This is a genomic window from Myxococcus sp. AB036A (genome assembly GCF_006547355.1).
Lineage (GTDB): Bacteria > Myxococcota > Myxococcia > Myxococcales > Myxococcaceae > Myxococcus > Myxococcus virescens.
Map to the genome: position 1 here is coordinate 1 of NZ_VHLC01000050.1, position 24,226 is coordinate 24,226.

Here is a 24,226-nt window from a genome sequence, read left to right on the forward strand (position 1 = left end):
ATAAGAGACAGGTCCCACCGTGCCCCCCCTGACGACCCCGTCTCGGGAAGCACTCACCGCCGTGCTCGACGCGCTCCAGGCCGCGCGGCCGACGGATGTCCGGGACACCGCCGCCTTCGAGCACCTGCTGCGCACCTACCGGGACCTGCTCGCCGTCGCGCGCGCGGAAGGCGAGCGGTGATGCTGTACGCGGGCATCGCGGGCTCGATGCTCGTGGGCATCCTGCTGGGTCTGCTCGGAGGTGGCGGCTCCATCCTCATCGTGCCGCTGCTCATCTACGTGCTCGGCGTCGAGCCTCGGACGGCCATCGCCATGTCCCTGGTGGTGGTGGGCGTCACCAGCGCCAGTGGCGCCTTCCTCCACGCGCGCGCGGGCCGCGTCCGCTGGCGCACCGCGCTCGTGTTCGGCGCAGGGGGCATGGGCGGGGCCTTCCTCGGTGGCCGGCTCAATCCCCACCTCGCGCCCGACACGCTGCTGCTCCTGTTCGCGGGCGTCATGGTGGCCGCCGCCGTGGCCATGCTTCGCCGCCGGGAAGCCGGGCCCGCCGCCACCAGCGTCTCCCCGCTCCCCGCTCCCCGCGTGCTCGCACAGGGCATCGCGGTGGGCGTGTTGTCGGGACTGGTGGGCGCCGGGGGCGGCTTCCTCATCGTGCCCGCGCTGTCACTGGCGGGGCTGCCCATGCCAGTCGCCACCGCCACGTCCCTGGTGGTCATCGCGCTCCAGTGCGCCGCCGGCCTGGTGGGCCACCTGGGCCACCTGGACCTGCCCTGGATGCTCACCGGCGAAGTCCTCCTGGCCGCGATGACGGGCAGCCTCGTGGGCGGAAGGCTCGCGGGGCGCGTGTCCCCCGCGTTGCTGCGCAAGGGCTTCGCCGTGTTCGTACTGACCACCGCCGCCTTCCTCCTGAGCGCCCAGGCCCCCGCGCCCCTGCGTGAGCGCGTATGGACGGAGCGGCTGTGGCTCTGGAGCGTGGCGCCTCTTGCCGTGGGCATTCCCGTAACGGTGTGGCGCCTGCGCGTGGCCCGCCAGCGTCAGGCCGCGCAGGCCCTGTCCCGGTGAGGCACCGTCACGTGGACGCCAGCGGCACGGTGAAGCGGAAGGTGGAGCCGTGCCCCAGCACGCTCTCCACCCACAGACGGCCGCCATGCCGCTCGACGATGTCCCCGCAGATGTAGAGCCCCAGCCCCAGCCCACCAAAGCCGGAGATGGGGGCGTTGCGAGCGCGGAAGAAGCGCTCGAAGAGGTGCGCCTGCTGGTCCCGCGGAATGCCGATGCCTTCGTCCTGGACGGAGACATGGGCGTGGCGGTCCTCCCGAGCCACCCGGACGCGAACCGTTCCCCCACTGGGGCTGTACTTGAAGGCGTTCTCCATCAGGTTGACCAGGACCTGCGCGAGCCGGTCCGCATCCCCCAGGACGACCAGGGGCGCCTCCGGCGCTTCGTACTCGACCCGGTGGTGCGCGCTGGACAGGCGCATCTCGGAGACGACGTCATGGGCCAGCTCCTGCAACACGACGGGCCCATGCTTCAGCGTCAGCCGCCCTTCCTGGATGCGCGAGGTGTCCAGCAGGTCATTCACCAATCCCGTCAGGCGGCTCACCTGCATCAACGATTTGTCCACGTGCCGGGCGGAGGCCCCGTCCCCCTCGGCGCCGTGTTGCCGCAGCATCTGGAGGTGCAGCTTCAGCGGCGTGAGCGGCGTCTTCAGCTCGTGCGCGGCGATGGACAGGAAGTCGTCCCGCACGCGGATGGCCTCCTGGGCTTCGCGCAGCAGCCGCTCGCGCTCGGCCTCGGCCTGCCGCTCCGCCGTCACCTCGCGGTAGCTCCACACGCGGCCAATGATGGCGCCCCCCATCCGCTGCGGCAGCGACTTGCGCTCCAGGATGCGCCCGTCCAGCAGCTCCACCGTCTCCACGTCCACCTGCTCGGAAGGCTCGAAGCGCTCCCGGATTCGCGAGGTGAACGACTCCGGGTGTTTCACGCCGCCCGCCGCGCGCACCAGCACCCGCTCCGCGTCGCGGTCCACCATCATCTCCTCGGTCAGCCCCCAGATGTCGAGGAAGCGCTTGTTGAAGGCCGTGACGCGCTTGTTCAGGTCCACCACGATGACGCCTTCCGCAATCGAGTCGAACGTGGCGCGCAGCACCGAGTTCATGTGCGCCAGGCTCTCCGGCGCGTGCCGCGTCAGACCGCCTTCGGCGACCTGCCCCATCGAGGACTCAGGAAGCTGGAGGCGCGCGCAGGCGCCCAACAATGTCCCCTGCTCATCGAACACGGGCAGGACGAAGGCCTTCAGGCCCGACTCCTCGTGGACACCGGCCTTGCCCTGGAGCGCGGGCCGCATCGCCTGCGCGAGCCAGGGCAGCCGAGCGAGCACCGCGGCCACGGGACGCCCTTGGAAGGGCTCACCCTGCGGTCCGGTGGCGTGTGTCAGCGCATCGTCCATCCAGAGCACGCGTCCGTGCGCGTCGACGATGAGCGCCGCCTGGAGCGCCTGCCCCAAGCTCAGCAGCCCCGGAACGACGTCGGCCCCGCTCGGGTGACGGGCCTCGGCAGGCCCCGGCGCGCCCCATCCGCTCCGTCCTTCCTCATGGATGTGGGCCTTCGACATGGGCGCTCCTCGGCCTCGTTGGCGGGACATTTCCGGCGGAAAGATGCGGCGCCCGCCAAGGGCATGAAAGGGGCCCCCCTGCTCGTCCGCCACCGCCGAAGGGGCTCCGACTCCCAGGCCGCTTGCCGTGCGAAAGCGGTAGGCTTCCGCCACATGACGACCTCCCGCCTCGCGATGCTGTTCCTGGTGCCCGTGCTGGCCACGGGCTGTGCATCCACCGCCGGCGCCACCCGGCCGGACGCGCCCGCGACGGAAGCGGCGGCCCCCGAGGCCACGCCCAGCGCGCCCTCCGGATATGGCTACAGCAAGGACGACCCCATCCACGTGGGCGGCGGCGTCGAAGGGGAACACGAATACCTCCAGCACCTGCGGGGGCCAGAGGGGCAGAAGGTCCGCTACGAGCGGGAAGGAAGCTGCTGCGCCTTCGAGTCGGAGGGCTCGCCCTTCGGGACCGGCATGCTCGACGTGTACGTCGTCAGCTACGAGGGACTCGAGAAGCCGGTGGTGCTGTACCTCAACATGTATGACAGGAAGGACCCGCGGGCCCCCGAAGGCTTCCGCCTGGACTGACGCGCGCTAGGAGCAGTCCTCGGTGATGGGACCTGCGACCAGCGGGCCCGACATCCATTCCGACAGACACATCGGACCGCGTCTCGATGTCGCGCGGGTCCGCCGCCAGCACGGGGCTGACGCCGCTCATGCAAACGAGCAGGAATCCAGACACACGAGCGAAGGTCTTCACGGCCCTGAATTGTAGCAGGCACGCGTCTCCGCCGTTGACCGCTGCCAGTTCCGCACGGACATTCCCAGCATGACGCTGAGAGCCATGACCGATGTGGGCGCCGAGCTGGGCCTGTCTCCCGAAGACGTGCTGCCGTGGGGAACCCACCGCGCCAAGGTGTCGCTGGACGCGCTCGGCAAGCGGGGCGGCCGGCAGGGACGCCTGGTGCTCGTGTCCGCCATCAACCCCACGCCACCAGGCGAAGGCAAGACCACCATGTCCGTGGCGCTGGCCATGGGCTTGCGCAAGCGAGGGCGCCGCGCGGTGGCGGCCCTGCGCGAACCGTCACTGGGCCCTGTCTTCGGCGTGAAGGGCGGCGGCACCGGCGGCGGGCAGGCCAGCCTGGAGCCCGCGGCCGACATCAACCTGCACTTCACCGGGGACTTGCACGCCATCACCAGCGCCAACAACCTGCTGTCCGCGCTGGTGGACAACGCCGTCTTCTACGGCCAGCCGGTGGCCCTGGATGCCACGCGCGTGCGCTGGCGGCGCGCGCTGGACATGAATGACCGCTTCCTGCGCAACGTCATCGTCGGCCTGGGCGGCAAGGCGCAGGGCGTGCCACGCGAGGACCACTTCGACATCACCGCCGCCAGCGAGGTCATGGCCATCCTCGCGCTCGCGGAGGGCCTGAAGGACCTGGAGGCGCGGCTGGGACGCGTCATCATCGGCCACACCCGGGACGGCCAGCCGGTGCGCGCGCGCGACGTGGACGCGGCGGCGTCCATGGTGGCGCTGCTCAAGGACGCGCTGATGCCCAACCTCGCCCAGACGCGCGAGGGCGGCCCCGCGCTGGTGCACGCGGGCCCCTTCGCCAACATCGCGCACGGGTGCAGCTCCGTGATGGGCACGCGCATGGGGCTGGCCTACGCGGATGAAGTCATCACGGAGGCGGGCTTCGGCTTCGACCTGGGCGCGGAGAAGTTCCTGGACATCAAGTGCCGCAGCAGCGGGCTGTGGCCCCGGGGCGTGGTGCTGGTGGTGACGCTGCGCGCGCTGAAGCACCACGGAGGCGCCTCCCCCGCGCGCGTGGCCGAGCCGGACCGCGAGGCCCTGGTTCGCGGCTTCGCGCACCTGGAGAAGCACCTGGAGTCGGTGGCCGCCTTCGGCCTGCCGGCCGTGCTGTGCGTCAACCGCTTCCCGCAGGACACCGAATCCGAACTGGAAGAGCTGCGCGCCTTCGGCAAGGCCCGTGGCGTGGAGACGGCCGTGTGTGATGGCTTCTCGCGAGGGGGTGACGGCTCGCTGGAGCTGGCCGACTGCGTGCTGGAGATGCTGGACGGCACGGACGCCGCGCCGCCCCAGCCGCGCTTCCTCTACGACGTGGCGCAGTCGCCCGAGGAGAAGGTGGCCGCCATCGCCCGCACCGTCTACGGCGCGGACGACGTGGCCTTCACCGCGAGCGCGAAGAAGGACCTGGACGCCGTGCGCGAGCTGGGCGGCGCCGGGCTGCCCGTGTGCATGGCGAAGACGCACCTCTCGCTGTCGGATGACCCCACGAAGCTGGGACGGCCGCGCGGCTTCACGCTCACCGTGCGCGAGGTGCGGCTGTCCGCGGGCGCGGGCTTCATGGTGGCGCTCACTGGAGAAATCCTCACCATGCCCGGCCTGCCACGCGAGCCCGCTGCCCGCCGCGTCACCGTCCACGACGACGGGCGCGTCACCGGGCTGATGCAGGGGGAGTGAGCCGAGCCCCAAGCCGGGGTGCCACCCAGGACGGTGGCACCCTCGCGGCCCCGAGGCAGCGTCAGATGCGGAAGCCGGTGGACAGCTCCTGGAGCTGTCCCAGCGACGCGTTGATTTGCGTCACCGCCTGCTCGGCCGTCATCGTGGCCGTCACCACGTCCGCCATCATGGAGGACAGCGTGGTCATCACCTCGGTCATCTGCGCGATGCCCGCGTTCTGCTGGGTGACGGACGCCACAATCTGGCGCGCGGCCTGACTGCTCTCCTGCACCACGGTGGTGATTTCCTTCAGCGTGTTGGCCGAGGCGAGCACCTGCTCGATGCCCTCCTCCATCTTCTCGCTGTCGCCCTCGGCGATGCCCACCGTCTGGCGGATGGCCTGGTTGATTTCGAGCAGAATCTTGCCAATGCGCTGGGTGCTCTGCAGCGACTGGCCGCTGAGCGAGCGCATCTCCCGCGCCACCACCGCGAAGCCCCGGCCCTGCTCCCCGGCGCGCGCCGCTTCGATGGCCGCGTTGAGCGCGAGCACGTTGGACTGGTCCGCCAGGTCCTTCACGCTGCCGATGATTTCACCGGCATGCACGGCCTGGTCGCTCAGGTGCGCGATGCTGCCCACCAGCGCGCCCACGCGCTGGCGAATCTGCTGGAGGCCCTCGGCGCTCTTCTCGATGGACTCCTGGCCGGACGCGCTGAACGTATCCGCCTGTCCCGCCACGCGGAGCACCATCTCCGCGCGGCTGGCGGCCATGCTGGACGTCTGCGCGATTTCGGCGATGGTGGTGCTCGCCTCGGTGAGGCTGCGGGACTGATTGGTGAGGAAGTTCACTTGCTCCTGGCTGGCCTGCGTCAGCGTCTTCGCCGCGTTCGTGAGGTCCGTCACCACCGTCTGGATGGTGGTGGGCACGTTGCGCAGCCGGGTCACCATGACCTGGAAGCCGCGCGCCAGCTCGCCCACCTCGTCGTGGGCGCTCACGTCGATGGCCTGCGTCAGGTCGCCCTTCTCCGCGATGCGCGTGGCCACGTGGGTCAGCTTCGCCAGCGGCAGCGTCACCTCGCGGTGCAGCCAGTAGGCCAGTCCCACCGTCAGCGCGATGCACAACAGCACCAGCACGCACACCGTCCAGGTGGTGGCGCGGTGCAGCCCGGCCACCTCCGCGTAGGAGGTCGCGATGGCCTGGCCATCCGCTTCCACGGCCCTCTCCAGCTCATGGGACAGCCCCGCGGCCAGGGACTCCACGCTCGCGAGCGCGGACGCCGCCTTCTCGTCCCCCTCCACCGCGAACGTCACCGCCGCCCTGGAGTTCCTCCAGTACGTGGCCAGGGACGACTTGAGCTCATCCACCCGCTGGAGGTTCGCGCCCGGTACGGCCCTCGTCAGGTCGAGCTTCGACTGGAGCTCGTCCACCTCCGCGCGCAGCGGCTCCAACCCGCCCGCCTTCGCCGCCACCGCCGCCAGCACGTTGCGGTGCAGACCCGGGAAGCGGTGCATCACCTCACGGTTCAGCTCGATGGTGGGGACCTGCGAGCTGCTGATGCGCGCGTACACGCCACCGGAGCGCGCGCCCAGGGCGATGAACGCCACCAGGATGGCCACCAGGAACACCGCGACAACGGCCGGCAACAACATCATCTTCTGCTTGAGCTTCAGACGCACCCGCTGGCCTCCCCGCTACCGTGAGCACCCTTCAACGCCCGCGACTCCACGCCGCGCGCCGCGGCCAGAATCCGGCTGTGGAAGAGCCACCCCGTCTTCCAGGGCCCGCTGCGCCAGCACATGTCGCCATCCTTCCGTGAACTCCCGTGGGAGCCACAAACCCGCGCGGCCGGTGCTCACGCCGCGCGTCGTAGGATAGCCAACTGTCTGCGGGCTGGTAACTCTCACCACCCGTGTCATTCAGACGGACGCGGAGCGCCATGAAAGACGGGTAGGACCCGACCCCACCTGCGGGAGATCATTCCAACCCATGGCCTGGTTTCACCACGCGCTCCGGGTAGGAGGGCAGGCCGTCGCTTCCCCGGTGGAGCCCCGTCTCAGCGCACGGAGCGCTGGAGCGCGGGCGCAATCTCCTGCTGGCAGGTCGCGTCACATTCCGTGAAGCGGGTGAGGAAGTCCGCCATCTGCGCGCAGCGCCTCGGGAAGCGGCTGGTGCCCGCATCCCCCATGCACATCTCGCGGAAGGAGTCGCGCGTCTCCTGGAAGAGCGAGGCCCGCTGCGCGGGTGACAGCGCGTTCAGCGCCCGGTTCTCCCCGCCCTGGAGGTACAGCCAGACGCCGGCCAGCAACAGCAGCACCAGCCCCACGAGCACGGCCTTCCGAGTCCGCTTCTCGGCCAGCGAGGGGCCCCGGGCTCGGGAGAAGACGTTCTCCTCTTCACCGTCTTCGGGCGGTGGGCCGCCTGCCATCATCCCCATCAAGCGCATACGCCCCCTGTTCCAGCCCAAACCGGAGAGCAACGCCAGCACGGAGTGCAGCGGATGTGCGGGAACCGCCAACAGCCGGGCTGCCATTGCGCGTGCTCCCGCACGCTGCGCGGGAGTCTGACCGCGCGGCGGCGCGGATTGCTCCTAGGATAAAGACATGGACATCCGAGAGCGCCCCATGCGGGTGCTGGTGGTGGACGACGAGCGGAACATCCGCCACACCCTGCGCGTGTGCCTGGAGGGCTTCGGCTGTGAGGTCCGCGAGGCGGCCACCCCCGAGGCCGCGCTGGCCGCGCTGGCGCAAGGCCCCGCCGACCTGGCCTTCGTCGACCTGCGGCTCGGCACGGCCAGCGGAATGGAGCTGTTGCCGCGCCTCCTGGCCGAGTCGCCCCACCTGGACGTCGTGCTCATCACCGCCTACGCCACGTTCGACACGGCGGTGGAGGCGATGCGACGCGGGGCGCGGGACTATCTGCCCAAGCCCTTCACGCCCGCGCAGATTCGCCACGTGGTGGAGAAGGCGCGGCGGCACCGGGAGCTGGCATCGCAGTTGGAGAGCCTGGAGGGGCAGCTTTCCCAGGCGGTGCCAGAGGCCACGTTGGACACGGCCTCGCCCGCGATGCACGCGGCCATCGGGCTGTTGACGCGCGCGGCGGCGTCCGACGCGGCGGTGCTGCTGCGGGGAGAGAGTGGCACCGGCAAGGGGGTGCTCGCCCGTGCGCTGCATTCGATGAGCGCTCGGCGGCGCCGGCCCTTCGTCACCGTCAACTGTCCCACGCTGTCCGAGCAACTGCTGGCCAGCGAGCTGTTCGGCCACGTGCGCGGCGCGTTCACCGGCGCGGTGAAGGACCAGCCGGGACGCGTGGAGGCGGCGGAAGGGGGCACGCTGTTCCTGGATGAAATCGCGGAGATGAGTCCGGGGCTCCAGGCGCAGCTGCTGCGCTTCCTTCAGGAGAAGCAGTTCGAACGGCTGGGCGAGGGACGCACGCGCAAGGCGGACGTGCGGGTGGTGGCGGCGACGAATCGGGACCTGGAAAAGGACGTGGCCGAGGGGCGCTTCCGGGAGGACCTGCTCTACCGGCTGAACGTCATCGAGGTGAAGCTGCCGTCGCTGCGGGAGCGGCCGGAGGACCTGCTTTCGCTGGCCCGTCGCTTCGTCTCCTTCTTCGCTCGCGCGGCGCAGCGCCCACCGCCGGAGCTGTCGCCCGCGACGGAGAAGATGCTGCTGGCCTATGGGTGGCCGGGCAACGTGCGCGAGCTGCGGAATGCAATGGAGCGAGCGCTCATCGTCTGGCCCGCGGAGGTGCTGGAGCCACAGGCGTTCCCCGACCGCATCGCCGCGGCGGGAAGTCCGGTGATGACCCTGGGCGGGCCGCATACGCTGGAGGACATCGAACGCGAGCACGTGCTGCGCGTCATGGCCTCGGCGCCCACGTTGGATGAGGCGGCGCGGGTGCTGGGCATCGACGCGTCCACGCTGTGGCGGAAGCGGAAGAAGTACGAGTCGGGCGAGGGCTGAAGGGCCCCGAATTCCCACATCCACGTCAGCCGAGAACGCGCAAGCCAGGCACAGCGGTCGCACGCGTGCCGGGCCGGAGTTTCCGGGAAGCCGACCGGGCGGGGCTCCGCCGCGTGCCTGGAGCGGCGATTGCAGCGTCCTGCGCGCATGCGGAGCCTTGGAGGACACCGAACCGATTCCAAGGAGCGCAGACGTGGACGTGATTGACTTGTTGATTCAGCAGCACCGCGAGGTGGAAGCGCTGTTCGATGCCTGTCGCGCGGCGAAGGACGACGAGAGCAAGCGAGAGCTCGGCATCCAGCTCGCGGAGGCGCTCACGTTGCACACCACGATTGAAGAACGCTGGGTGTACCCCGCTGCGCGCCGGGTGGTGGAGGAGAAGCTGATTCAGGACTCCGTCGAGGAGCACGGGGAGATGACGGAGCTCATCGCCCAGATGATTCGCGCGCGCAACGACCCGCAGAAGCTGGTCTCCCTGTTCGGCGAACTGGAGAAGGTGGTGAAGGAGCACGTGACGATGGAGGAACGGGACGTGCTGCCCAAGCTCGGTCAGAAGGTCACCGAGGAGGACCTGGGCATGTCGTGCAAGGACATCGTCCGCACCGCCTCCGAGGTCCGCCGCGAGGAGATGCAGAAGCTCCAGGGCCAGGCGACCGCCTGAGGGCCTGGGGGCAACGCACGGGGGCGTAAGCAGCGTGAAGACGAGGGCGCGGTGTTGCCTTGAGGCACACCGCTCCTCAGCAGGCAGCGGTCAGCTCCCCCGCGTCACGTCCTCACGCGCTCGCCGGCCCGGGCGCCTCCCGCCGGGGCAGCGTGAACCAGAACGTGCTGCCCTGGCCGGGCGTACTCACCACGCCAATCTCCCCGCCGTGTGCCTGGACGATGTCCTTCGCAATCGACAAGCCCAGCCCCGCGCCTCCCGCAGGCGCGCCGGGTGCCCGGTAGAACTTCTCGAAGATGCGCGCCTGTTGCTCCAAGGCAATCCCCGCCCCCGTGTCCCGCACCTCGAAGCGCACCCCGTGCGACTCCTGCCACACGTGCACCTCCACCTCGCCTCCCGGGGGCGTGTGCTTCACCCCGTTTCCCACCAGATTCCCCAGCACCAACCCCAGCCGCTCCGGGTCCACGTCCACCAGTTCCACATCCAGCGATACCTGCTTCGACAACCGCACCCCGCGCTCCTCCGCCGCCGCGCGCTGTGCGTCCAGCGCCGCGTCCACCAACGCCTCCGCGGGCACCCGGCGAATCTCCAACTGGAGCTGCCCCGCCTGGATGCGCGACAGGTCCAGCAGGTCATCCACGATGCCCTGCAGCCGCTCGGAGTCCTCGCGAGCCGCGAACAACAGGTCCGCCTGCTTCTCCGTCATCGGCCCCACCACGCCCTCCGTCACCAGGTGCAGGGCCATACGCAGCGACGTGAGCGGCGTGCGGAACTCGTGCGCCACCGTGGCCACCAGGTCGTTCTTCAGCTCGTCGAAGCGCCGCAGCCGCGTCACGTCCTGGAGAATCACCGTGGCCCCCACCACCTCCCCTGACTCGCCATGCACCGGACTTCCCCGAGCCAGCAGCCATCGGTCCCCGTCCGGGAGCGGCGCCCGCACCGCCTCTTCGTACCCGCGCGGCTGATACGCCCCTCGCCCTGTCAACACGTGCTCACGCACCCGTTCCAGCACCGCGCGCGCCTCCGGCACCACCTGCCCCAGCATGTCCCCGCCCGCTTCCAGCGACAGCCGCAGCACGTCCTCCGCCGCGCGGTTGACGTTGAGCAGCCCTCCGTCCGCGCCGAACACCACCACCGGGTCTGGCAGGCTGTCGATGGCCGCCTGTGATGCCGCCTGCGCCTGGAGCAACTCACCCAGGCTGCTGCGCCGGTACTGCTGAAGCGCCTCCGCCATGGCGTTGAAGTCCCGCCCCACCTGCGCGATTTCGTCCTGTCCCTCCACCACCGCGCGCGCCGCGTAGTCGCCCTCGCCCAGGCGCCGCACCGCCTGCGACAGCACCGACACCGGACGGAGCGCCCGGTGCGTCAGCGACTGCGAGGCGAACAACCCCACCACGAAGGCCACCATCACCGCCGCCACCATCACCGTGTTCACCCGCGCGCTCTGCCGCTGCAACGCCTCGCTCTTGCGCACCATGGCGTCCTGGTTCAGGTCCAGGATGGCCCGGGCCGCTCCCGTCACTTCCTGAAAGGCCGGTTCGAGAACACCGAAGTACACCTCCCGCGCCGCCTCCGGCGACGACTGGGCGAGGAACCTGTCATAGGCCTCCTGGTAACGCCGCCAGGCCGCGCGCAACTGGAGCGTCGCCGCGTCCTCGGCGGGCTCGGTGACGTTGCCTTCCTGCACCCGCAACTGCGACTCCAAGCGCTCGCGCTGCGCCGCCTGCTGCGTCAGCCCGCGCTGCCGCTCACCCGCGATGATGAAGAGCGCCCCGCTGTCCATGCGCTCCAACTGCGCCATCATCTCCTGCGCGGCCAGCACACTGCGGTAGTTGTCCTGAAGCACCCGAGGCCCAGAACGCCCCAACTGGGACAACGTCACCACGGCCACCATGCCCACCAACAACAGCGCCAGGGCCAGGGGGGCCTGCGCCAACAACAACCGGGCTCGCAGCGTCATGGGCGGCGTCCCTCCTCGCGCGGCTCGAAGGCCACCACGTGGATGTCGAAGCCCCGGCCTTCACGCACCAGCCTCATGTCCACCGCGCGCCCCAGCCGCTGCTTCCACCACGGCTGATGCGAACGGCCGACGATGATGTGGCCCACGCCGTGCGAGCGCGCGAAGTCCAGGATGCCCTCCACCGGGTCCCGAGCCCTCAGGCGCACCACCTCGGCGCCCAACTCCTTCGCCTTCTCGATGTTCGTCAGCAGATGCCGCTGCGCCTCCGCGTCGATGAGGTGCGGCGCCTCGCGCGGCGTCTCCACGTACACCACGAACCAGTCCGTGTTGAGCCGGCCCGCCATCCGTGAGCCCCGGCGCAGCAGCGTCGCCGCGTGCCGGGGGTAGCTGGACAGCGCCACCAGCACCCGGCCCCACGCCGCGCTCCGCTGCGAACCTTCATCGCCCTCCCCCGGAGGCGGCCTCGCGGTGGCGCGGTCCAGGCTCTCCGCCACCTCACGCAGCGCCAGCTCGCGCAGCGTGGCCAGGTTCTCCTCCGTGAAGAAGCGCTCCAGCGCCCGCGGCACCTTGTCCTTCGCGTAGATTTTCCCCGTCCGGAGCCGCTCGTGCAGGTCCTCCACCGCCAGGTCCAGGTTCACCACCTGGTCGGCGGCCTTGAGGAAGCTGTCGGGCAGTGTCTCCCGCACGGTGACGCCGGTGGCGCGCTCCACCAAATCGTTGAGGCTCTCCAGGTGCTGGACGTTGAAGGCCCCGATGACGTTGATGCCCGCGTCCAGCAACGCCTGTACGTCCTGGTAGCGCTTGCGGTGGCGGCACACCGGAAGGTTGGTGTGAGCCAGCTCGTCCACCACCGCCACCTGGGGCTTGCGCGCGAGCACCGCGTCCAGGTCCATCTCCTCCACGGTGACGTCGCGGTAGGTGTACTGCTTGCGCGGCACCACCTCCAGGCCCTCCACCAGCGCCTGTGTGTCCGCGCGGTCATGCGACTCCACGAAGCCCAGCACCACGTCCACGCCGCGCCGCTTCAGCGCGTGTGCCTCCTCCAGCATCCGGTACGTCTTCCCCACCCCGGCCGCGAAGCCGATGTAGAGCTTGAGCCGGCCACGCCTGCCCCGCTCCACCAGCTCCAGGAAGTCCTCCGCGCGCGAGCGCCGCGTCATCGTCATCCTCTGCCCATCCGGTGGGACGCCGAGCGGAGGATGCCCTCGCGCCCGGTGAATCTCACGTGGTGAATGTGCGTGCCCCCACGCCGCTCAAGGTGCGCCCTGGCCCGGCGAGCCCCCGCCCCCCACGCCCGGCGCCGCGTCCGGGAGCGGCCCGAAGCGCCTGTCCAACGCGAGATTCAACAGCAGGACGTTGACGCGCGGCTCGCCCAGCACGCCGAAGGTCCGCCCCTCCACCAACGCGTCCACCACGTTCAGCACCCGCTCCAGCGCCACGCCGCGGGCCCGTGCCACCCGCGCCGCCTGCCAGCGCGCCGCCTCCGGCGACAGGTGAGGGTCCAACCCGGACGCGGACGTCGTCACCAACTCGGCGGGAACGGGCCCTGATGCATCCGGATTCTCCCGGCGCAGGCGCTCCAGCTCGGCCGCCGCGCGTTCCTTCAGCTTCAGCGACGTGGGCCCCAGGTTGCTGCCCGAGGACGCCGCGCCGTCGTAGCCCTCGCCAGCGGCGGAAGGACGCGGATGGAAGTACCCCGCCCGGGTGAAGCCCTGGCCAATGAGCGCGCTGCCCACCACGCGGCCCCGGCCGTCCTTCACCCACGAGCCGTTGGCCTCCCCTGGAAAGAGGAGCTGCGCCAGCCCAGTGACGGCCAGCGGGTACAGCAAGCCCGTGAGCACCATCGTGACGACGCACGTGCGCAGGGCCGTGAGGAATGTGGAGAACATGGGGATAAGTCCTTTCACGCCAGACCCACGGCGCCGAGCAGCACGTCGATGACCTTGATGCCCACGAAGGGAACGATGACGCCGCCCACGCCGTACAGCAGCAGGCTGCGCCGCAGCAGGGCCTCGGCGCCCAGCGGGCGGTAGCGGACACCCTTCAGCGCCAGGGGGATGAGCAGGATGATGATGAGCGCGTTGAAGATGACGGCCGACAACACCGCGCTGAACGGCGAGGACAACCCCATCACGTTGAGCGGCGCAATCTGCGGGAACACGCCCATGAAGAGCGCCGGGAGGATGGCGAAGTACTTCGCCACGTCGTTGGCGATGGAGAAGGTCGTCAACGTGCCGCGTGTCATCAGCAACTGCTTGCCCACCTCCACCACCTCCAGCAGCTTGGTGGGATTGGAGTCCAGGTCCACCATGTTCCCGGCCTCCTTCGCCGCCTGGGTGCCGGTGTTCATCGCCACGCCCACGTCCGCCTGGGCCAGCGCGGGCGCGTCGTTGGTGCCGTCGCCCGTCATGGCCACCAGCTTGCCGCGGCCCTGCTCGGTGCGGATGAGGGCCAGCTTGGCCTCGGGAGTGGCCTCGGCCAGGAAGTCATCCACGCCCGCCTCGCGCGCAATCGCCGCGGCGGTGCGCGGGTTGTCGCCCGTAATCATCACCGTGCGAATGCCCATGGCGCGGAAGCGGTCGAAGCGCTCCTTGATGCCGCCCTTCACCACGTCCTTCAGGTGGATGATGCCCAGCAATCGCGCACCGTCCGTCACCGCCAGCGGTGTTCCACCCGCGTCGCCGATACGGCCCGACGCCTGCGCCAGCTCATCCGGCACCGCGCCGCCCTGGGAACGGACGTACGTGACGATGGCGTCCACCGCGCCCTTGCGGATGCTGCGCGGGTGCGGGTCCACCAGGTCACAGCCGCTCATGCGCGTCTGCGCGGTGAAGGGCACGAAGGTGGCGTGGTGCGCCTGCAGTTCGCGCGGGCGCATCTTGTACGTGTCCTTCACCAGCGTGACGATGGAGCGCCCCTCGGGCGTCTCATCCGCGAGGCTGGCGAGCTGCGCGGCCTCGGCCAGCTCCTCCATCCGCACGCCCGGCATGGGGAGCAACTCCGTGGCCATGCGGTTGCCCAGGGTGATGGTCCCCGTCTTGTCGAGCAGCAGCGTGTCCACGTCGCCCGCCGCCTCCACCGCGCGGCCACTCATGGCCAGCACATTCTTGCGCAGCAGCCGGTCCATGCCCGCGATGCCAATGGCGCTCAGCAGGCCGCCAATCGTCGTGGGGATGAGGCACACCAGCAGCGCCACCACCGCCGTGCCCGACAGCGGCACGCCCGAGTAGAGCGCCAGCGGCACCAGCGTCACGCACGCCAACAGGAAGATGAGGGTGAGCCCCACCAGCAGGATGTGGAGCGCCACCTCGTTGGGCGTTTTCTGCCGGGCCGCGCCTTCCACCAGGCCAATCATCCGGTCCAGGAAGGAGTCGCCGGGGTTGGCGGAGATGCGCACGCGGATCCGGTCGGAGAGCACCTTCGTTCCGCCCGTCACCGCCGAGCGGTCGCCACCCGACTCCCGGATGACGGGCGCGGACTCGCCAGTAATCGCGGACTCGTCCACGCTGGCGATGCCCTCCACCACCTCACCGTCACCGGGGATGAGGTCCCCGGCCTCGCAAATCACCTCGTCACCCTTGCGCAGGTCCGGCGCGGGCACGCGCTCCTCGCGCCCGTCCTTCCAGCGGCGCGCGGTGGTCTCCTTGCGCATCTTCCGCAGGGCGCCAGCCTGGGCCTTGCCGCGGCCCTCCGCCACGGCCTCCGCGAAGTTGGCGAAGAGCACGGTGAACCACAGCCACAGCATCACCTGCACGGTGAAGCCCAGCGGCGCGGCATCCGGGCGCGGCGACACCACGTCCTTCACCACCAACACCGTGGTGAGCAGACTCCCAGCCCACACCACGAACATGACGGGGTTGCGCGCCACATCGCGCGGGTGGAGCTTGCGCAGGCTGTCCACCAGCGCCGGTTTGAGCAGCGAGGCGTCCAGCAACGACGCCGGTTTCGAAGCAGGCGAGGACATCTCAGTAGCGCTTTCCGGCCCCGGCGAGGAAGTGCTCGACGATGGGGCTCAAGGAGAGGGCGGGGAAGAACGTGAGCGCGCCGACGATGACAATCACGCTCACCAGCAGACCGGTGAAGAGCACGCCGTGCGTGGGGAAGGTGCCCGGGCCCGCTGGCACCACCTTCTTGCCCACCATGGAGCCGGCGATGGCCAGCGCGGGCACCATCATCAGGAAGCGCCCGCCGAGCATCGCCACGCCCAGGGTGACGTTCCAGAAGGGCGTGTTGGCGTTGAGGCCCGCGAAGGCGCTGCCGTTGTTCGCCGTGCCGCTGGTGTACGCGTAGAGGATTTCCGACAGGCCGTGCGGCCCCGCGTTGTTGAGCGAGGACACGCCCTGCGGCAGCACGGCGGCCAGCCCGCTGAAGCCCAGCGTGAAGAGCGGGAAGACGAGCACGTACAACATCGCGAGCTTCATCTCCCGCGCCTCGATTTTCTTGCCGAGGTATTCGGGCGTGCGCCCCACCATCAGCCCCGCGATGAAGACGCTGAGCACCACCATGACGAGGATGCCGTAGAGGCCCGCGCCCACGCCGCCGAAGACGACCTCGCCCAGTTGCATGTTGACCATGGGCACCAGGCCGCCCAGGGGCGTGAAGCTGTCGTGCATCGCGTTCACCGCGCCGCACGAGGCCGCGGTGGTGACAGCGGCGAAGAGCGCGGAGGCCGCGACGCCGTAGCGCACCTCCTTGCCCTCCATGTTTCCCGCCTGCGCCACCTGCCCCGCGGCGCTCAACGCCGGGTTGGCCTGGGCCTCCGCCGCGTACACCGCGGCCACGCCCGCGAGGAAGAGGACGGACATCGCCGCGAACAAGGCCCAGCCCTGCCGGCTATCACCCGCCATCTTCCCGTAGGTGTACGTGAGGGCCGCGGGGATGGCGAAGATGGACAGCATCTGCACCAGGTTGGTGAAGGGCGTGGGGTTCTCGAAGGGATGCGCGCTGTTGGTGTTGAAGAAGCCGCCGCCATTGGTGCCCAGCGTCTTGATGGCCTCCTGCGAGGCCACCGGTCCCTGCGCCAGCGTCTGACGCACGCCCTCCAGCGTCACCCCCTGCGAATAGGGCGCGAAGTTCTGGAGTACGCCCTGCGACACCAGGAAGAGCGCGTAGACGAGGCACAGCGGCAGCAACACGTAGAGGGTGGCGTTCATCACATCCACCCAGAAGTTGCCCAACGTCTTCTGTCCGTCCGGACCGGGCCGGCGGGTGAAGCCCCGCGCCAGCGCCAGCGCCACGCCGATTCCCGCGGCGGCGGAGACGAAGTTCTGCCACGCCAGCCCCACCATCTGCGTGAGGTAGCTGAGCGTGGACTCACCGGCGTACGACTGCCAGTTGGTGTTGGCGGTGAAGCTGACGGCCGTATTGAACGCCAACTCCGGCCCCACCGCTCCCAGCCCTTGCGGGTTGAGCGGCAGCAGGTGCTGCACACGCTGGAGGCCGTAGACGATGAGGACGCTGAAGAGGCTGAACGCCAGCAGCGAGCTCGCGTAGGCCACCCACGTCTGCTCGTGCCGGTCCGCCGCGCCGCACAGGCGCAGCAGCAGGCGCTCCACGGGGCCCAGCACGCGCGGCAGCGGACGGGTGTCCTCTTCGAGGACACGGAAGAGATAGGCCCCCAGCGGCTTCGTCACCGCCAGCACCAGGGCGAAGAACAACAGGATTTGCGACCAACCGATGAAGGACATGGCGGGGGCCTAGAAGCGCTCCGGGCGAAGCAGCGCGTAGAGGAGGTAGGCACCGAGCAACACGGCCAGGACGGCGCCAGCGGCGTATTCGAAAGTCATCAGGCAATGCCTCACAGGCGCTCGCATCCGTGGACGTAGACCCACGCGAGCGCGAAGAAAGCGGCGGTGACAAGAACGAGCACGAGGTCCATGAGACGGGGCTCCTGTTCAGAACCAGGCGACGGCGCTGAGCACCCCGAGCGTCTCGGCGTCCTCGAGCGTGGGCGCGCCATCCCCTCCCGTGGCGCGGCCGGTGAACACGTCTGCGGTGGAGGTGTCGCGGCGCGCCTCCATCTTGAGGACCAGGTGTTCCGCGGGCTTCAACTCCAGGGTGAGGGTGCCGCCCGCCAACGTCTGGACGGCCCCCGTGATGAGCCCGTCCTCGTCGCGATAGGCCTCCACCCGGGCGGCAATGGCCACGACGTCGGAGAGTTGCATCCGCGCGTTGAAGCCCGCCGCGTACCACAAGGCCGCGGACTGTCCGGAACGCGCCTGCCGGCCCACGTCCGCCGTGGCGGCCAGCGCGAAGGCGTGTGTCACCTTCCAGGTGGTCACGGCGTCCACGAAGAGTCGCAGGCCACCGTCACCTTCTTCCCCCACGAAGGTGTTGAGGGCGGTGGATAGCCGCGGGCCCGCATAGGCCACCTGCGTGCCCAGCGCCTTGCCGCGGTTGTTCTCCCCAATCGTCTGCCAGCCATTGAGCAGGTGGAGCTGCGCGCTCCACGCGTCATTGAAGGCCCAGGTGCTCTTGAGGCCGGACTGGTAAAAGGGCGACAGCTCGCCCATCCACGAGCGCGTGTAGTTCCAGTTGAGCTGCGACTGGAACGACTCCAGACCGATGTGACTGGGATAGACGCCCGCCTCCAACGTGAGCGGTCCCGTCGCGTACGACACCGTGGCCTGCTGGAGATGGCGCCACACCTCGGGCCCGATGGCCGGGCCTTCCGGCTCGGCCTGGTGCAGCACCTCGATGCCGGTGCCGAAGCCCAGCAGCACCTTGAAGCCCACGGGCTCGGGCGCGAGCGACACGCCCAGCGACGCGAGGTTGATGGAGACCTCGTTGTCCCGCAGGGCGGTGGTGCCCGTGCCAGGGATGAAACTGGCACCGTCGGCGGGGCGATTGGCGTTGTAGCCGAAGTAGACGTCCACCCCGCCTTCCACCTCCAGGCGAGACAGCAGGCCCGTGGCTTCGGCATCGGGAGACGGCTCCGGCGAAGGGGCCTGCGACAGCAATAGGGAGGACACCAGGGATGGCAGTGGAGAAGCGAGCATGGTCGCGTCTCCCCAAGAGCACGCGCCGTGCCCGGCCACGGCTCACGAGCCCCCTGTCATTCCAGGGGCTTGTGTCCTTGCCGCCATTCTCCAGGTTGCAACTTGCACGAACGGGCTCGACAGCATCGTGCGCGCTGAAATCCGCCGCCGCGTCCTGCCCCGCGAGGCCAGGGCCCGTCCTCACGTCGACGCAAGGCGAGCGGCCCCCGCCCTGAATGACGGCTGTCCACCAACGCGGGACGAGCCGCGCCCACGCCGCGTGACGCCGGGTGCTTTCTTCCGCGTGCGTGCAAGCCCCTGAACGACGCCGACCTCAGCCGTGGCTCATCCGAGTCACCCACTGGCTCAACGTACCGCTGCTGCTCATCATGGCGGCCAGCGGACTCCAGATACTTGTCGCCTATCCCATGCTCGGGCCCCAGGGCCGGCCCTACGGCTGGTATCCCTTCCAGGGCATCCCTCCACCCGAATGGATGCGGCTGGGGAACTGGCTGGCCGGCGCCCGGCACTGGCACTTCGCCTTCGCGTGGTTCCTCATCCTCAACGGCGTGGCGTACGTGCTCTACCTCGCCCTCAGCGGTGAGTGGCGCCGCCGCCTCTTCCTGCCCCGCCGCGATACACGCAACGCCCTGGACACGCTCGCCTTCTACCTGCGCGTGCGAAAGCACGCACCCGCGCAGGGGCTCTACAACGGCCTTCAGCGGCTGGCGTACACGGGCACGCTGGCGCTGGGGCTGCTCGCGGTGCTCTCCGGGCTGGTCCTCTACAAGCCCGTGCAGCTCGGCGCGCTCACGTCGCTGCTCGGTGGCTACGACGCGGCGCGCGCCATCCACCTCGTCATCCTCGCGCTGCTCGCCCTCTTCACCGTGGGCCACATCGCCCTGGTGCTGCTCCACCCGCGAAGCCTGGCGGAGATGGTGACGGGCGGAAGGAAGCCGGATGCCTAGGCACCTCCTCACGCGGCGCACGGCGCTGCTGGGCACCACCGCGCTCACGGCCAGCGCGTGTGACAGCAGCCGCCCTCGCGAGGGCTTCCTGGGCGTCATGGAGCGCTTCAACGCGCGCGCCCAGGCCGTGTTGTTCGATGAACGCCGGCTGGCGCCGGAGCTGCCTCCCGAGGAGACGACGCCCCCAGGCAAGTTCCCCGAATACTACGTCTCCGACACGGTGCCGCTCGCGCCCTCGGGATGGGCGCTCCGAGTGGGCGGGCTCGTGGCGCACCCCACCGTGCTGACGCTGGACGCCCTCCAGCGCCTGCCTCGCACGGACCTGCGCATTCGCCATCACTGCGTGGAAGGCTGGAGCGCGGTGGCGTCCTGGCATGGCGTCCGCCTGAGCGAGCTGGCCCGGCACGTGGGCGCGGACACCCGCGCGGGCTACGTGGAGCTGCGCTCGTTCGACGCGGGCTACTACTCATCCTGGGACCGGCCCAGCGCCTTCCATCCGCAGACGATTCTGGCCTACGGAATGAACGGCCAGCCGCTGACGCCCGGCCACGGCGCGCCGCTGCGCCTCTATTCGGGCGTGAAGCTGGGTTACAAGATGGTGAAGTACCTCACCGAGGTGAACTTCCTGCCCGAGCCCACCGGAGGCTACTGGGAGGACCGCGGCTACGAGTGGTTCGCGGGCGTGTGAGGCCCCCTCAACTCGCCACGCGCCCACGACATCAACGACAGCCATCGACGCCTGCGACGGGGCGTGTGTTCAGACGCACCGCCGCACATGAGGCTGGGGAGCAAGACTCAGACCTTGCTGCTGACGAAGCCACCACCGAAGGGCGAAAAGCCCCGCTTGCGCAGCGCCTCGCGCTCGGCCTGAAGCGCGGCCAGCGCCTCGTCGCGAGTGGCGTAGTGATTGACGGCCGCGCCGTTGATGGCGCCGCTGGTGAGCACGAACATGCGCGTCATCTCGTCACCACCGAAGCGGTACGAGCGGTGCGTGTAGCGCTCCAGCACCTCGCGCCGCTCCTTGCCGAAGACACGGCCGGCGGTGAACTTCACCACCAGCCCGTCCAGGTTGATGAGGAGGTCCACCTTGGGCGGGTACTTGGAAAGGTGCTCCTCGACTTCCTTCCGCCAGCGAAGGACGTCCGCCTCACTCACCAACACGCAGTCGGTGAAGTAGGCGGTGACGACGTCGTTCAGCGCGTCGTACTCGAAGGACATGTTCCAGGCCATCGTGCTGCCTCCTCGAAGCGGGCGCTCAGACCGGCTGGGAGCCGGCGAGGAAGGCGGACACCAGCGCCGCCGTCTCCGCCGGGCGCTCCACCTGTGGGTAATGACCGGGGCCGGGAAGGTACGACAGGCGCGCGCCGCGAATCCTCGACACCACCGCCTCCCGCAGGAAGGCCGCCGGCAGGAAGGCGTCGTCCGTGGCCAAGACCAGCGTGGGCGCCGTAATCGAGGCCAGCTTGTCGGCGAAGCCACCCGCCGTCCACGCGTCGAAGACGTGCTCGATGGCCGCCGGGCTGACGCCCATTGAGTCCTTCACCAACGCCTCCAGGGCCTCCGGCGACAGTTGCTTGCACGCGAGGCCGAGGATGGTCTGCTTCTTCTCGCGGCTGTCCGCCGACGTGCGGAACAGCCCCGCCGCGTCCGGAGGCAGCGGAAGACCCGCGGCGGGCACCGTATTGAGGAGCACCAGCCCCTCCACGCGCGCCGGCACTTCCGCGGCCACCCACTTCACCAGCTGGCCGCCCATGCTGTGCCCCACCAGCGTGAAGCGCCGCGCGTCCACGGCGTCCGCCACGGCCAGCACGTCGTGCGCCAGCGACTCCAGGCTGAAGCCTCCGTCCGGCCGGCCCGACTGACCCGAGCCCCGCATATCCGGAATCACCAGCCGCAGCCCCGTCAGGTCCAGGCGCTCCACCAGCGCATCCCAGACCGCGCCTGATACCATCCAACCGTGAACCAGGATGACCGTGCGCGGACCCTCACCCACGACACGGTAGTGGAGCGAAGTCCCGTCTTTCGCTGAAGTCGTGGGCATTCCGTCTCTCCGTTGCATCGAGATAAAACAGGATTGTAGAAATCTAGGGAAGCGCTAGCAAGCCACGGTTTGGGCGTGTTGACCAGCCCGACGCGGAGTGCGCGCGGCTCTGGCAGACTCCGGCACCACATGGTGGACGAACAGGCAGGCGCCGCGGGCGCGGCGAAGCGCACGGTGTACTGCGAAGACGCACTCGTGTGGCTGGAGGCGCGGCCGGTGTTGGAGGGCAGCTCGGCCATCGCGTCCCTGCCGGACTGGTCCGAGTTCCCGTCCCTGTCGCTGGCGGAGTGGAAGGCCTGGTTCATCCGTGCCGCGGCGCTCATCCTCGCGCGCGTGCCGCCCGAAGGCGTGGCCATCTTCTACCAGACGGACGTGAAGGACGAGGGCACCTGGGTGGACAAGGGCTACCTGGTGGCTCGCGCCGCGGAGGAGGTGGGCGTCGACCTGCTCTGGCACAAGGTGGTGTGCCGACGGCCGCCCGGGACGGTGACGTTCGGCCGGCCCGCGTACTCCCACATGCTGTGCTTCTCGCGCGGCGTCCGCGTGGACATGGCGAAGTCCACGCCGGACGTCCTGCCCGAAGCGGGCGAGGTGACGTGGACGCGCGGCATGGGCGTGGAGGCGTGTCTCATCGCGTGCCGCTTCATCCTGGAGCACACCCGCACGCGCACCGTCGTGGACCCCTTCTGTGGCCACGGCACCGTGCTGGCCGTGGCCAACGCGCTGGGTCTGGACGCGGTGGGCGTGGAGCTCAGCCGCAAGCGGGCGCGCAAGGCCCGCAACCTGCGCGCGGAGCTGATGGACGGCACGCTTGTCCTGTCAGGCGCCCATGGCACGGGCGCGCCTGTGGGCGACGACGACGCGCTGTAGTCACCCTTGCTGCGACCGCGCCGCGACGTCCTCGCCGGGCGCTGGAACGAAGGCCGCCTGGGCGCCCGGCTCCCGCGCCACGGTGGCCTCCAGCTCACCGATGAAGGCCGCGAAGAGCTGCTCTTCCAGCGCCAGCGCGGCATCCAGCGTGGCGCCCACAGCGGTGAGGCGCTCGACACACGCATCCTCGATGGTGCGCCGGTGGCTCTGCTCCTCGGTGACGACGCGCCCCAGCTCCTCGCGCACGGCCGGCTGGCGGGACGCGGCCTTGTAGAGCGGGTACAGCACCATGGCGCGCCGTTCGATGGCCGTCGTCGTGAGCAGGTAGTGCAGATAGACGTCCGGCGCGCCCGTGAAGGACGTCGCCCAGGTGGCCAGCTCGTGGTCCAGCGCCTGGAAGTAGCGGCCCGCGGCCTCCGGGCAGAGGAACGTGGTGATTTCCGCGCCCGCGACCTCGGCGGACAGGCGCTTGAAGGCGAAGGCGTGGCGCGTCTCGTCGGCCAGGTGGCCCAGCACCTCCAGCGTCGGGTGCCGGTCCGCCACGGTGCGCGAAATCTTCCGCGCGCCGATGAACTCCATCAGGGACAGGGTGTGGAGCCAGCGCGCCTCCATGTCGGGCGACTGGGCAAGCTGGCGGAGCACGGCCTGGATTCGGTCACGCATGAGGCCGTCCTCTAGCCCGGCGCCGGGCCCCATTGCGAGCCCGAAGACAGGCCCGCCCCCGGAGAATGGTGTCTGCGGACCCTTCTGGTCAGTTCGCGGCGGCGGCTTCAACGGGCTTGCGCGACGTCGCGGAGCTGCCCACGGACGCCAGGATGATGCAGCCGATGGCCGCCCACTGCACCAGCGACAGCCGCTCATTCAGCAGCAGCAGCCCGGACACGGCGGCCAGCGCCGGCTCCAGGCTCATCAGGATGCCGAACGTGCGCGTGGGGAGCGCCTTGAGGGCATACATCTCCAGCGAGTACGGCAGCGCGCTCGACAGCACGGCCACGCACAGGATGATGGGCAGCAGCGACACGTCCAGCAGCTTCACGCCCGCGTGCGCGACCCCGAAGGGCATGACGAGCAGCGCCGCGACGCACATCCCCAGCGACGCCGCCGTGCCGCCGTGGACGGTGCCTCCGGCCCGCTGACCGAAGAGGATGTACAGCGCCCAGCAGGTGGCGGCCACCAGCGCCCAGAAGACGCCCATCCAGTCCAGCGACCGCGACGTCTCCGACAGCGGCAGAATCAGCAGGATGCCCGCCACGGCCAGCAGCGCCCACACGAAGTCGAGCGCCCGGCGCGTGGAGAAGATGGCCAGGGCGAGCGGCCCGGTGAACTCGATGGCGACGGCGATGCCCAGCGGGATGCGCTCCAGCGCCAGGTAGAAGGTCAGGTTCATCCCGCCCAGCGCCGCGCCGTAGATGGCCACGGCCCGCAAGTCCTTGCGGGTGAGCCGCTGCCGCCAGGGCCGGAACACCGCCGCCAGGATGAGCGCCGCGAAGAACACGCGAAGCGCCGTGGCCCCCGCCGCGCCCAAGACGGGGAAGACTTGCTTGGCCAGCGAAGCGCCCGTCTGGATGGAGGCCATCGCGACGAGCAACGTCAGGACCGCCACCGTGACTGGCCCCGGCTTCGTCAAGACTCGAGACATTCCGCGCACCTCTTCCACCGCGCCCTCTGTCCATCCCGTATCACCCGCCTGCCCTGAAGGGTGAAGAGAACACGCTGGACAACACTCGCCTG

23 protein-coding genes are annotated in these 24,226 nt (G+C 70.0%); 9 read left to right on the forward strand and 14 right to left on the reverse strand.

The features are described 5' to 3' along the window. Positions 1 to 19: 19 nt before the first annotated feature. Positions 20 to 181, forward strand: a complete 162-nt coding sequence (locus FL344_RS20710) for a hypothetical protein (protein ID WP_228565228.1) — start codon at positions 20 to 22, stop codon at positions 179 to 181. Then, on the forward strand, positions 181 to 1,059 hold the full coding sequence (locus FL344_RS20715; RefSeq protein WP_228565236.1) for a sulfite exporter TauE/SafE family protein: 879 nt from the start codon (positions 181 to 183) through the stop codon (positions 1,057 to 1,059). The genes FL344_RS20710 and FL344_RS20715 overlap by 1 nt, the downstream gene beginning before the upstream one ends. A gap of 7 nt (positions 1,060 to 1,066) precedes the next feature. On the opposite strand, the gene FL344_RS20720 is transcribed toward FL344_RS20715, so the two are convergent. Beyond that, positions 1,067 to 2,611, reverse strand: a complete 1,545-nt coding sequence (locus tag FL344_RS20720) for a cell wall metabolism sensor histidine kinase WalK (protein WP_228565229.1) — start codon at positions 2,609 to 2,611, stop codon at positions 1,067 to 1,069. Positions 2,612 to 2,764: 153 nt separating this feature from the next. Here FL344_RS20720 and FL344_RS39215 point away from each other — a divergent pair, with 153 nt between their 5' ends. Together FL344_RS39215 and FL344_RS20730 are read left to right on the forward strand one after the other, a co-directional pair. After that, a complete protein-coding gene (locus FL344_RS39215; protein WP_228557578.1) occupies positions 2,765 to 3,181 on the forward strand; it encodes a hypothetical protein in 417 nt (138 codons plus the stop codon). A gap of 241 nt (positions 3,182 to 3,422) precedes the next feature. Then, complete coding sequence (locus FL344_RS20730) at positions 3,423 to 5,078, forward strand: formate--tetrahydrofolate ligase (protein ID WP_141588402.1); 1,656 nt, start codon at positions 3,423 to 3,425, stop codon at positions 5,076 to 5,078. A 61-nt stretch (positions 5,079 to 5,139) separates the two neighbouring features. Here the strand turns inward: FL344_RS20730 and FL344_RS20735 are convergent, their stop codons facing one another. Then, positions 5,140 to 6,732, reverse strand: a complete 1,593-nt coding sequence (locus tag FL344_RS20735; protein ID WP_141588401.1) for a methyl-accepting chemotaxis protein — start codon at positions 6,730 to 6,732, stop codon at positions 5,140 to 5,142. 377 nt (positions 6,733 to 7,109) lie between these two features. Further along, on the reverse strand, positions 7,110 to 7,586 hold the full coding sequence (locus FL344_RS20740; protein WP_228557577.1) for a hypothetical protein: 477 nt from the start codon (positions 7,584 to 7,586) through the stop codon (positions 7,110 to 7,112). A 70-nt stretch (positions 7,587 to 7,656) separates the two neighbouring features. On the opposite strand from FL344_RS20740, the gene FL344_RS20745 reads away from it, so the two are divergent. Further along, positions 7,657 to 9,018 carry a sigma-54 dependent transcriptional regulator gene (locus FL344_RS20745; RefSeq protein ID WP_141619745.1) on the forward strand — a complete coding sequence of 454 codons (1,362 nt, stop codon included), beginning with the start codon at positions 7,657 to 7,659 and terminating at the stop codon, positions 9,016 to 9,018. A 193-nt stretch (positions 9,019 to 9,211) separates the two neighbouring features. Next, positions 9,212 to 9,679: a hemerythrin domain-containing protein gene (locus FL344_RS20750; protein WP_141619746.1), complete on the forward strand. Its 468-nt coding sequence runs from the start codon at positions 9,212 to 9,214 to the stop codon at positions 9,677 to 9,679. Between the two features lie 112 nt (positions 9,680 to 9,791). On the opposite strand, the gene FL344_RS20755 is transcribed toward FL344_RS20750, so the two are convergent. From FL344_RS20755 to FL344_RS20785, 7 genes are all read right to left on the reverse strand, one after another. Beyond that, on the reverse strand, positions 9,792 to 11,639 hold the full coding sequence (locus FL344_RS20755; RefSeq protein WP_141619747.1) for an ATP-binding protein: 1,848 nt from the start codon (positions 11,637 to 11,639) through the stop codon (positions 9,792 to 9,794). Then, positions 11,636 to 12,805 carry a sensor protein KdpD gene (locus FL344_RS20760; protein ID WP_141588396.1) on the reverse strand — a complete coding sequence of 390 codons (1,170 nt, stop codon included), beginning with the start codon at positions 12,803 to 12,805 and terminating at the stop codon, positions 11,636 to 11,638. The genes FL344_RS20755 and FL344_RS20760 overlap by 4 nt, the downstream gene beginning before the upstream one ends. An 87-nt stretch (positions 12,806 to 12,892) precedes the next feature. Next, the gene (kdpC, locus tag FL344_RS20765) at positions 12,893 to 13,528 is read right to left on the reverse strand and encodes a potassium-transporting ATPase subunit KdpC (RefSeq protein ID WP_141619748.1); all 636 of its coding nucleotides are present in this window, start codon (positions 13,526 to 13,528) and stop codon (positions 12,893 to 12,895) included. A gap of 14 nt (positions 13,529 to 13,542) precedes the next feature. Next, positions 13,543 to 15,603 (reverse strand): potassium-transporting ATPase subunit KdpB, encoded by a 2,061-nt coding sequence (kdpB, locus tag FL344_RS20770; protein ID WP_141619749.1) that lies wholly within the window; start codon positions 15,601 to 15,603, stop codon positions 13,543 to 13,545. 1 nt (position 15,604) lies between these two features. Further along, the gene (kdpA, locus tag FL344_RS20775; protein WP_141619750.1) at positions 15,605 to 17,326 is read right to left on the reverse strand and encodes a potassium-transporting ATPase subunit KdpA; all 1,722 of its coding nucleotides are present in this window, start codon (positions 17,324 to 17,326) and stop codon (positions 15,605 to 15,607) included. Positions 17,327 to 17,335: 9 nt separating this feature from the next. Then, entirely contained in the window at positions 17,336 to 17,425 is a 90-nt protein-coding gene (gene kdpF / locus FL344_RS20780) for a K(+)-transporting ATPase subunit F (protein WP_141588392.1), read from the reverse strand. Between the two features lie 108 nt (positions 17,426 to 17,533). Next, entirely contained in the window at positions 17,534 to 18,637 is a 1,104-nt protein-coding gene (locus FL344_RS20785) for a porin (RefSeq protein ID WP_141619751.1), read from the reverse strand. Positions 18,638 to 18,924: 287 nt separating this feature from the next. Here FL344_RS20785 and FL344_RS20790 point away from each other — a divergent pair, with 287 nt between their 5' ends. Further along, entirely contained in the window at positions 18,925 to 19,584 is a 660-nt protein-coding gene (locus FL344_RS20790; RefSeq protein WP_255508233.1) for a cytochrome b/b6 domain-containing protein, read from the forward strand. Beyond that, positions 19,577 to 20,272, forward strand: coding sequence for a molybdopterin-dependent oxidoreductase (locus tag FL344_RS20795; protein WP_141619753.1), 696 nt, complete (start codon positions 19,577 to 19,579; stop codon positions 20,270 to 20,272). The genes FL344_RS20790 and FL344_RS20795 overlap by 8 nt, the downstream gene beginning before the upstream one ends. Positions 20,273 to 20,379: 107 nt before the next feature. Here FL344_RS20795 and FL344_RS20800 read toward each other — a convergent pair whose 3' ends face one another. Beyond that, positions 20,380 to 20,814 carry a hypothetical protein gene (locus tag FL344_RS20800; protein WP_141588388.1) on the reverse strand — a complete coding sequence of 145 codons (435 nt, stop codon included), beginning with the start codon at positions 20,812 to 20,814 and terminating at the stop codon, positions 20,380 to 20,382. Positions 20,815 to 20,839: 25 nt separating this feature from the next. Then, on the reverse strand, positions 20,840 to 21,625 hold the full coding sequence (locus FL344_RS20805) for an alpha/beta fold hydrolase (RefSeq protein ID WP_141619754.1): 786 nt from the start codon (positions 21,623 to 21,625) through the stop codon (positions 20,840 to 20,842). 129 nt (positions 21,626 to 21,754) lie between these two features. Between FL344_RS20805 and FL344_RS20810 the strand changes: the two genes are divergently transcribed. After that, positions 21,755 to 22,495 (forward strand): DNA methyltransferase, encoded by a 741-nt coding sequence (locus FL344_RS20810; protein WP_194863185.1) that lies wholly within the window; start codon positions 21,755 to 21,757, stop codon positions 22,493 to 22,495. On the opposite strand, the gene FL344_RS20815 is transcribed toward FL344_RS20810, so the two are convergent. Both FL344_RS20815 and FL344_RS20820 read right to left on the reverse strand, forming a co-directional pair. After that, positions 22,496 to 23,158 carry a hypothetical protein gene (locus FL344_RS20815; RefSeq protein ID WP_228565230.1) on the reverse strand — a complete coding sequence of 221 codons (663 nt, stop codon included), beginning with the start codon at positions 23,156 to 23,158 and terminating at the stop codon, positions 22,496 to 22,498. 88 nt (positions 23,159 to 23,246) lie between these two features. Then, the gene (locus FL344_RS20820; RefSeq protein ID WP_141619757.1) at positions 23,247 to 24,134 is read right to left on the reverse strand and encodes an EamA family transporter; all 888 of its coding nucleotides are present in this window, start codon (positions 24,132 to 24,134) and stop codon (positions 23,247 to 23,249) included. Positions 24,135 to 24,226 lie beyond the last annotated feature (92 nt).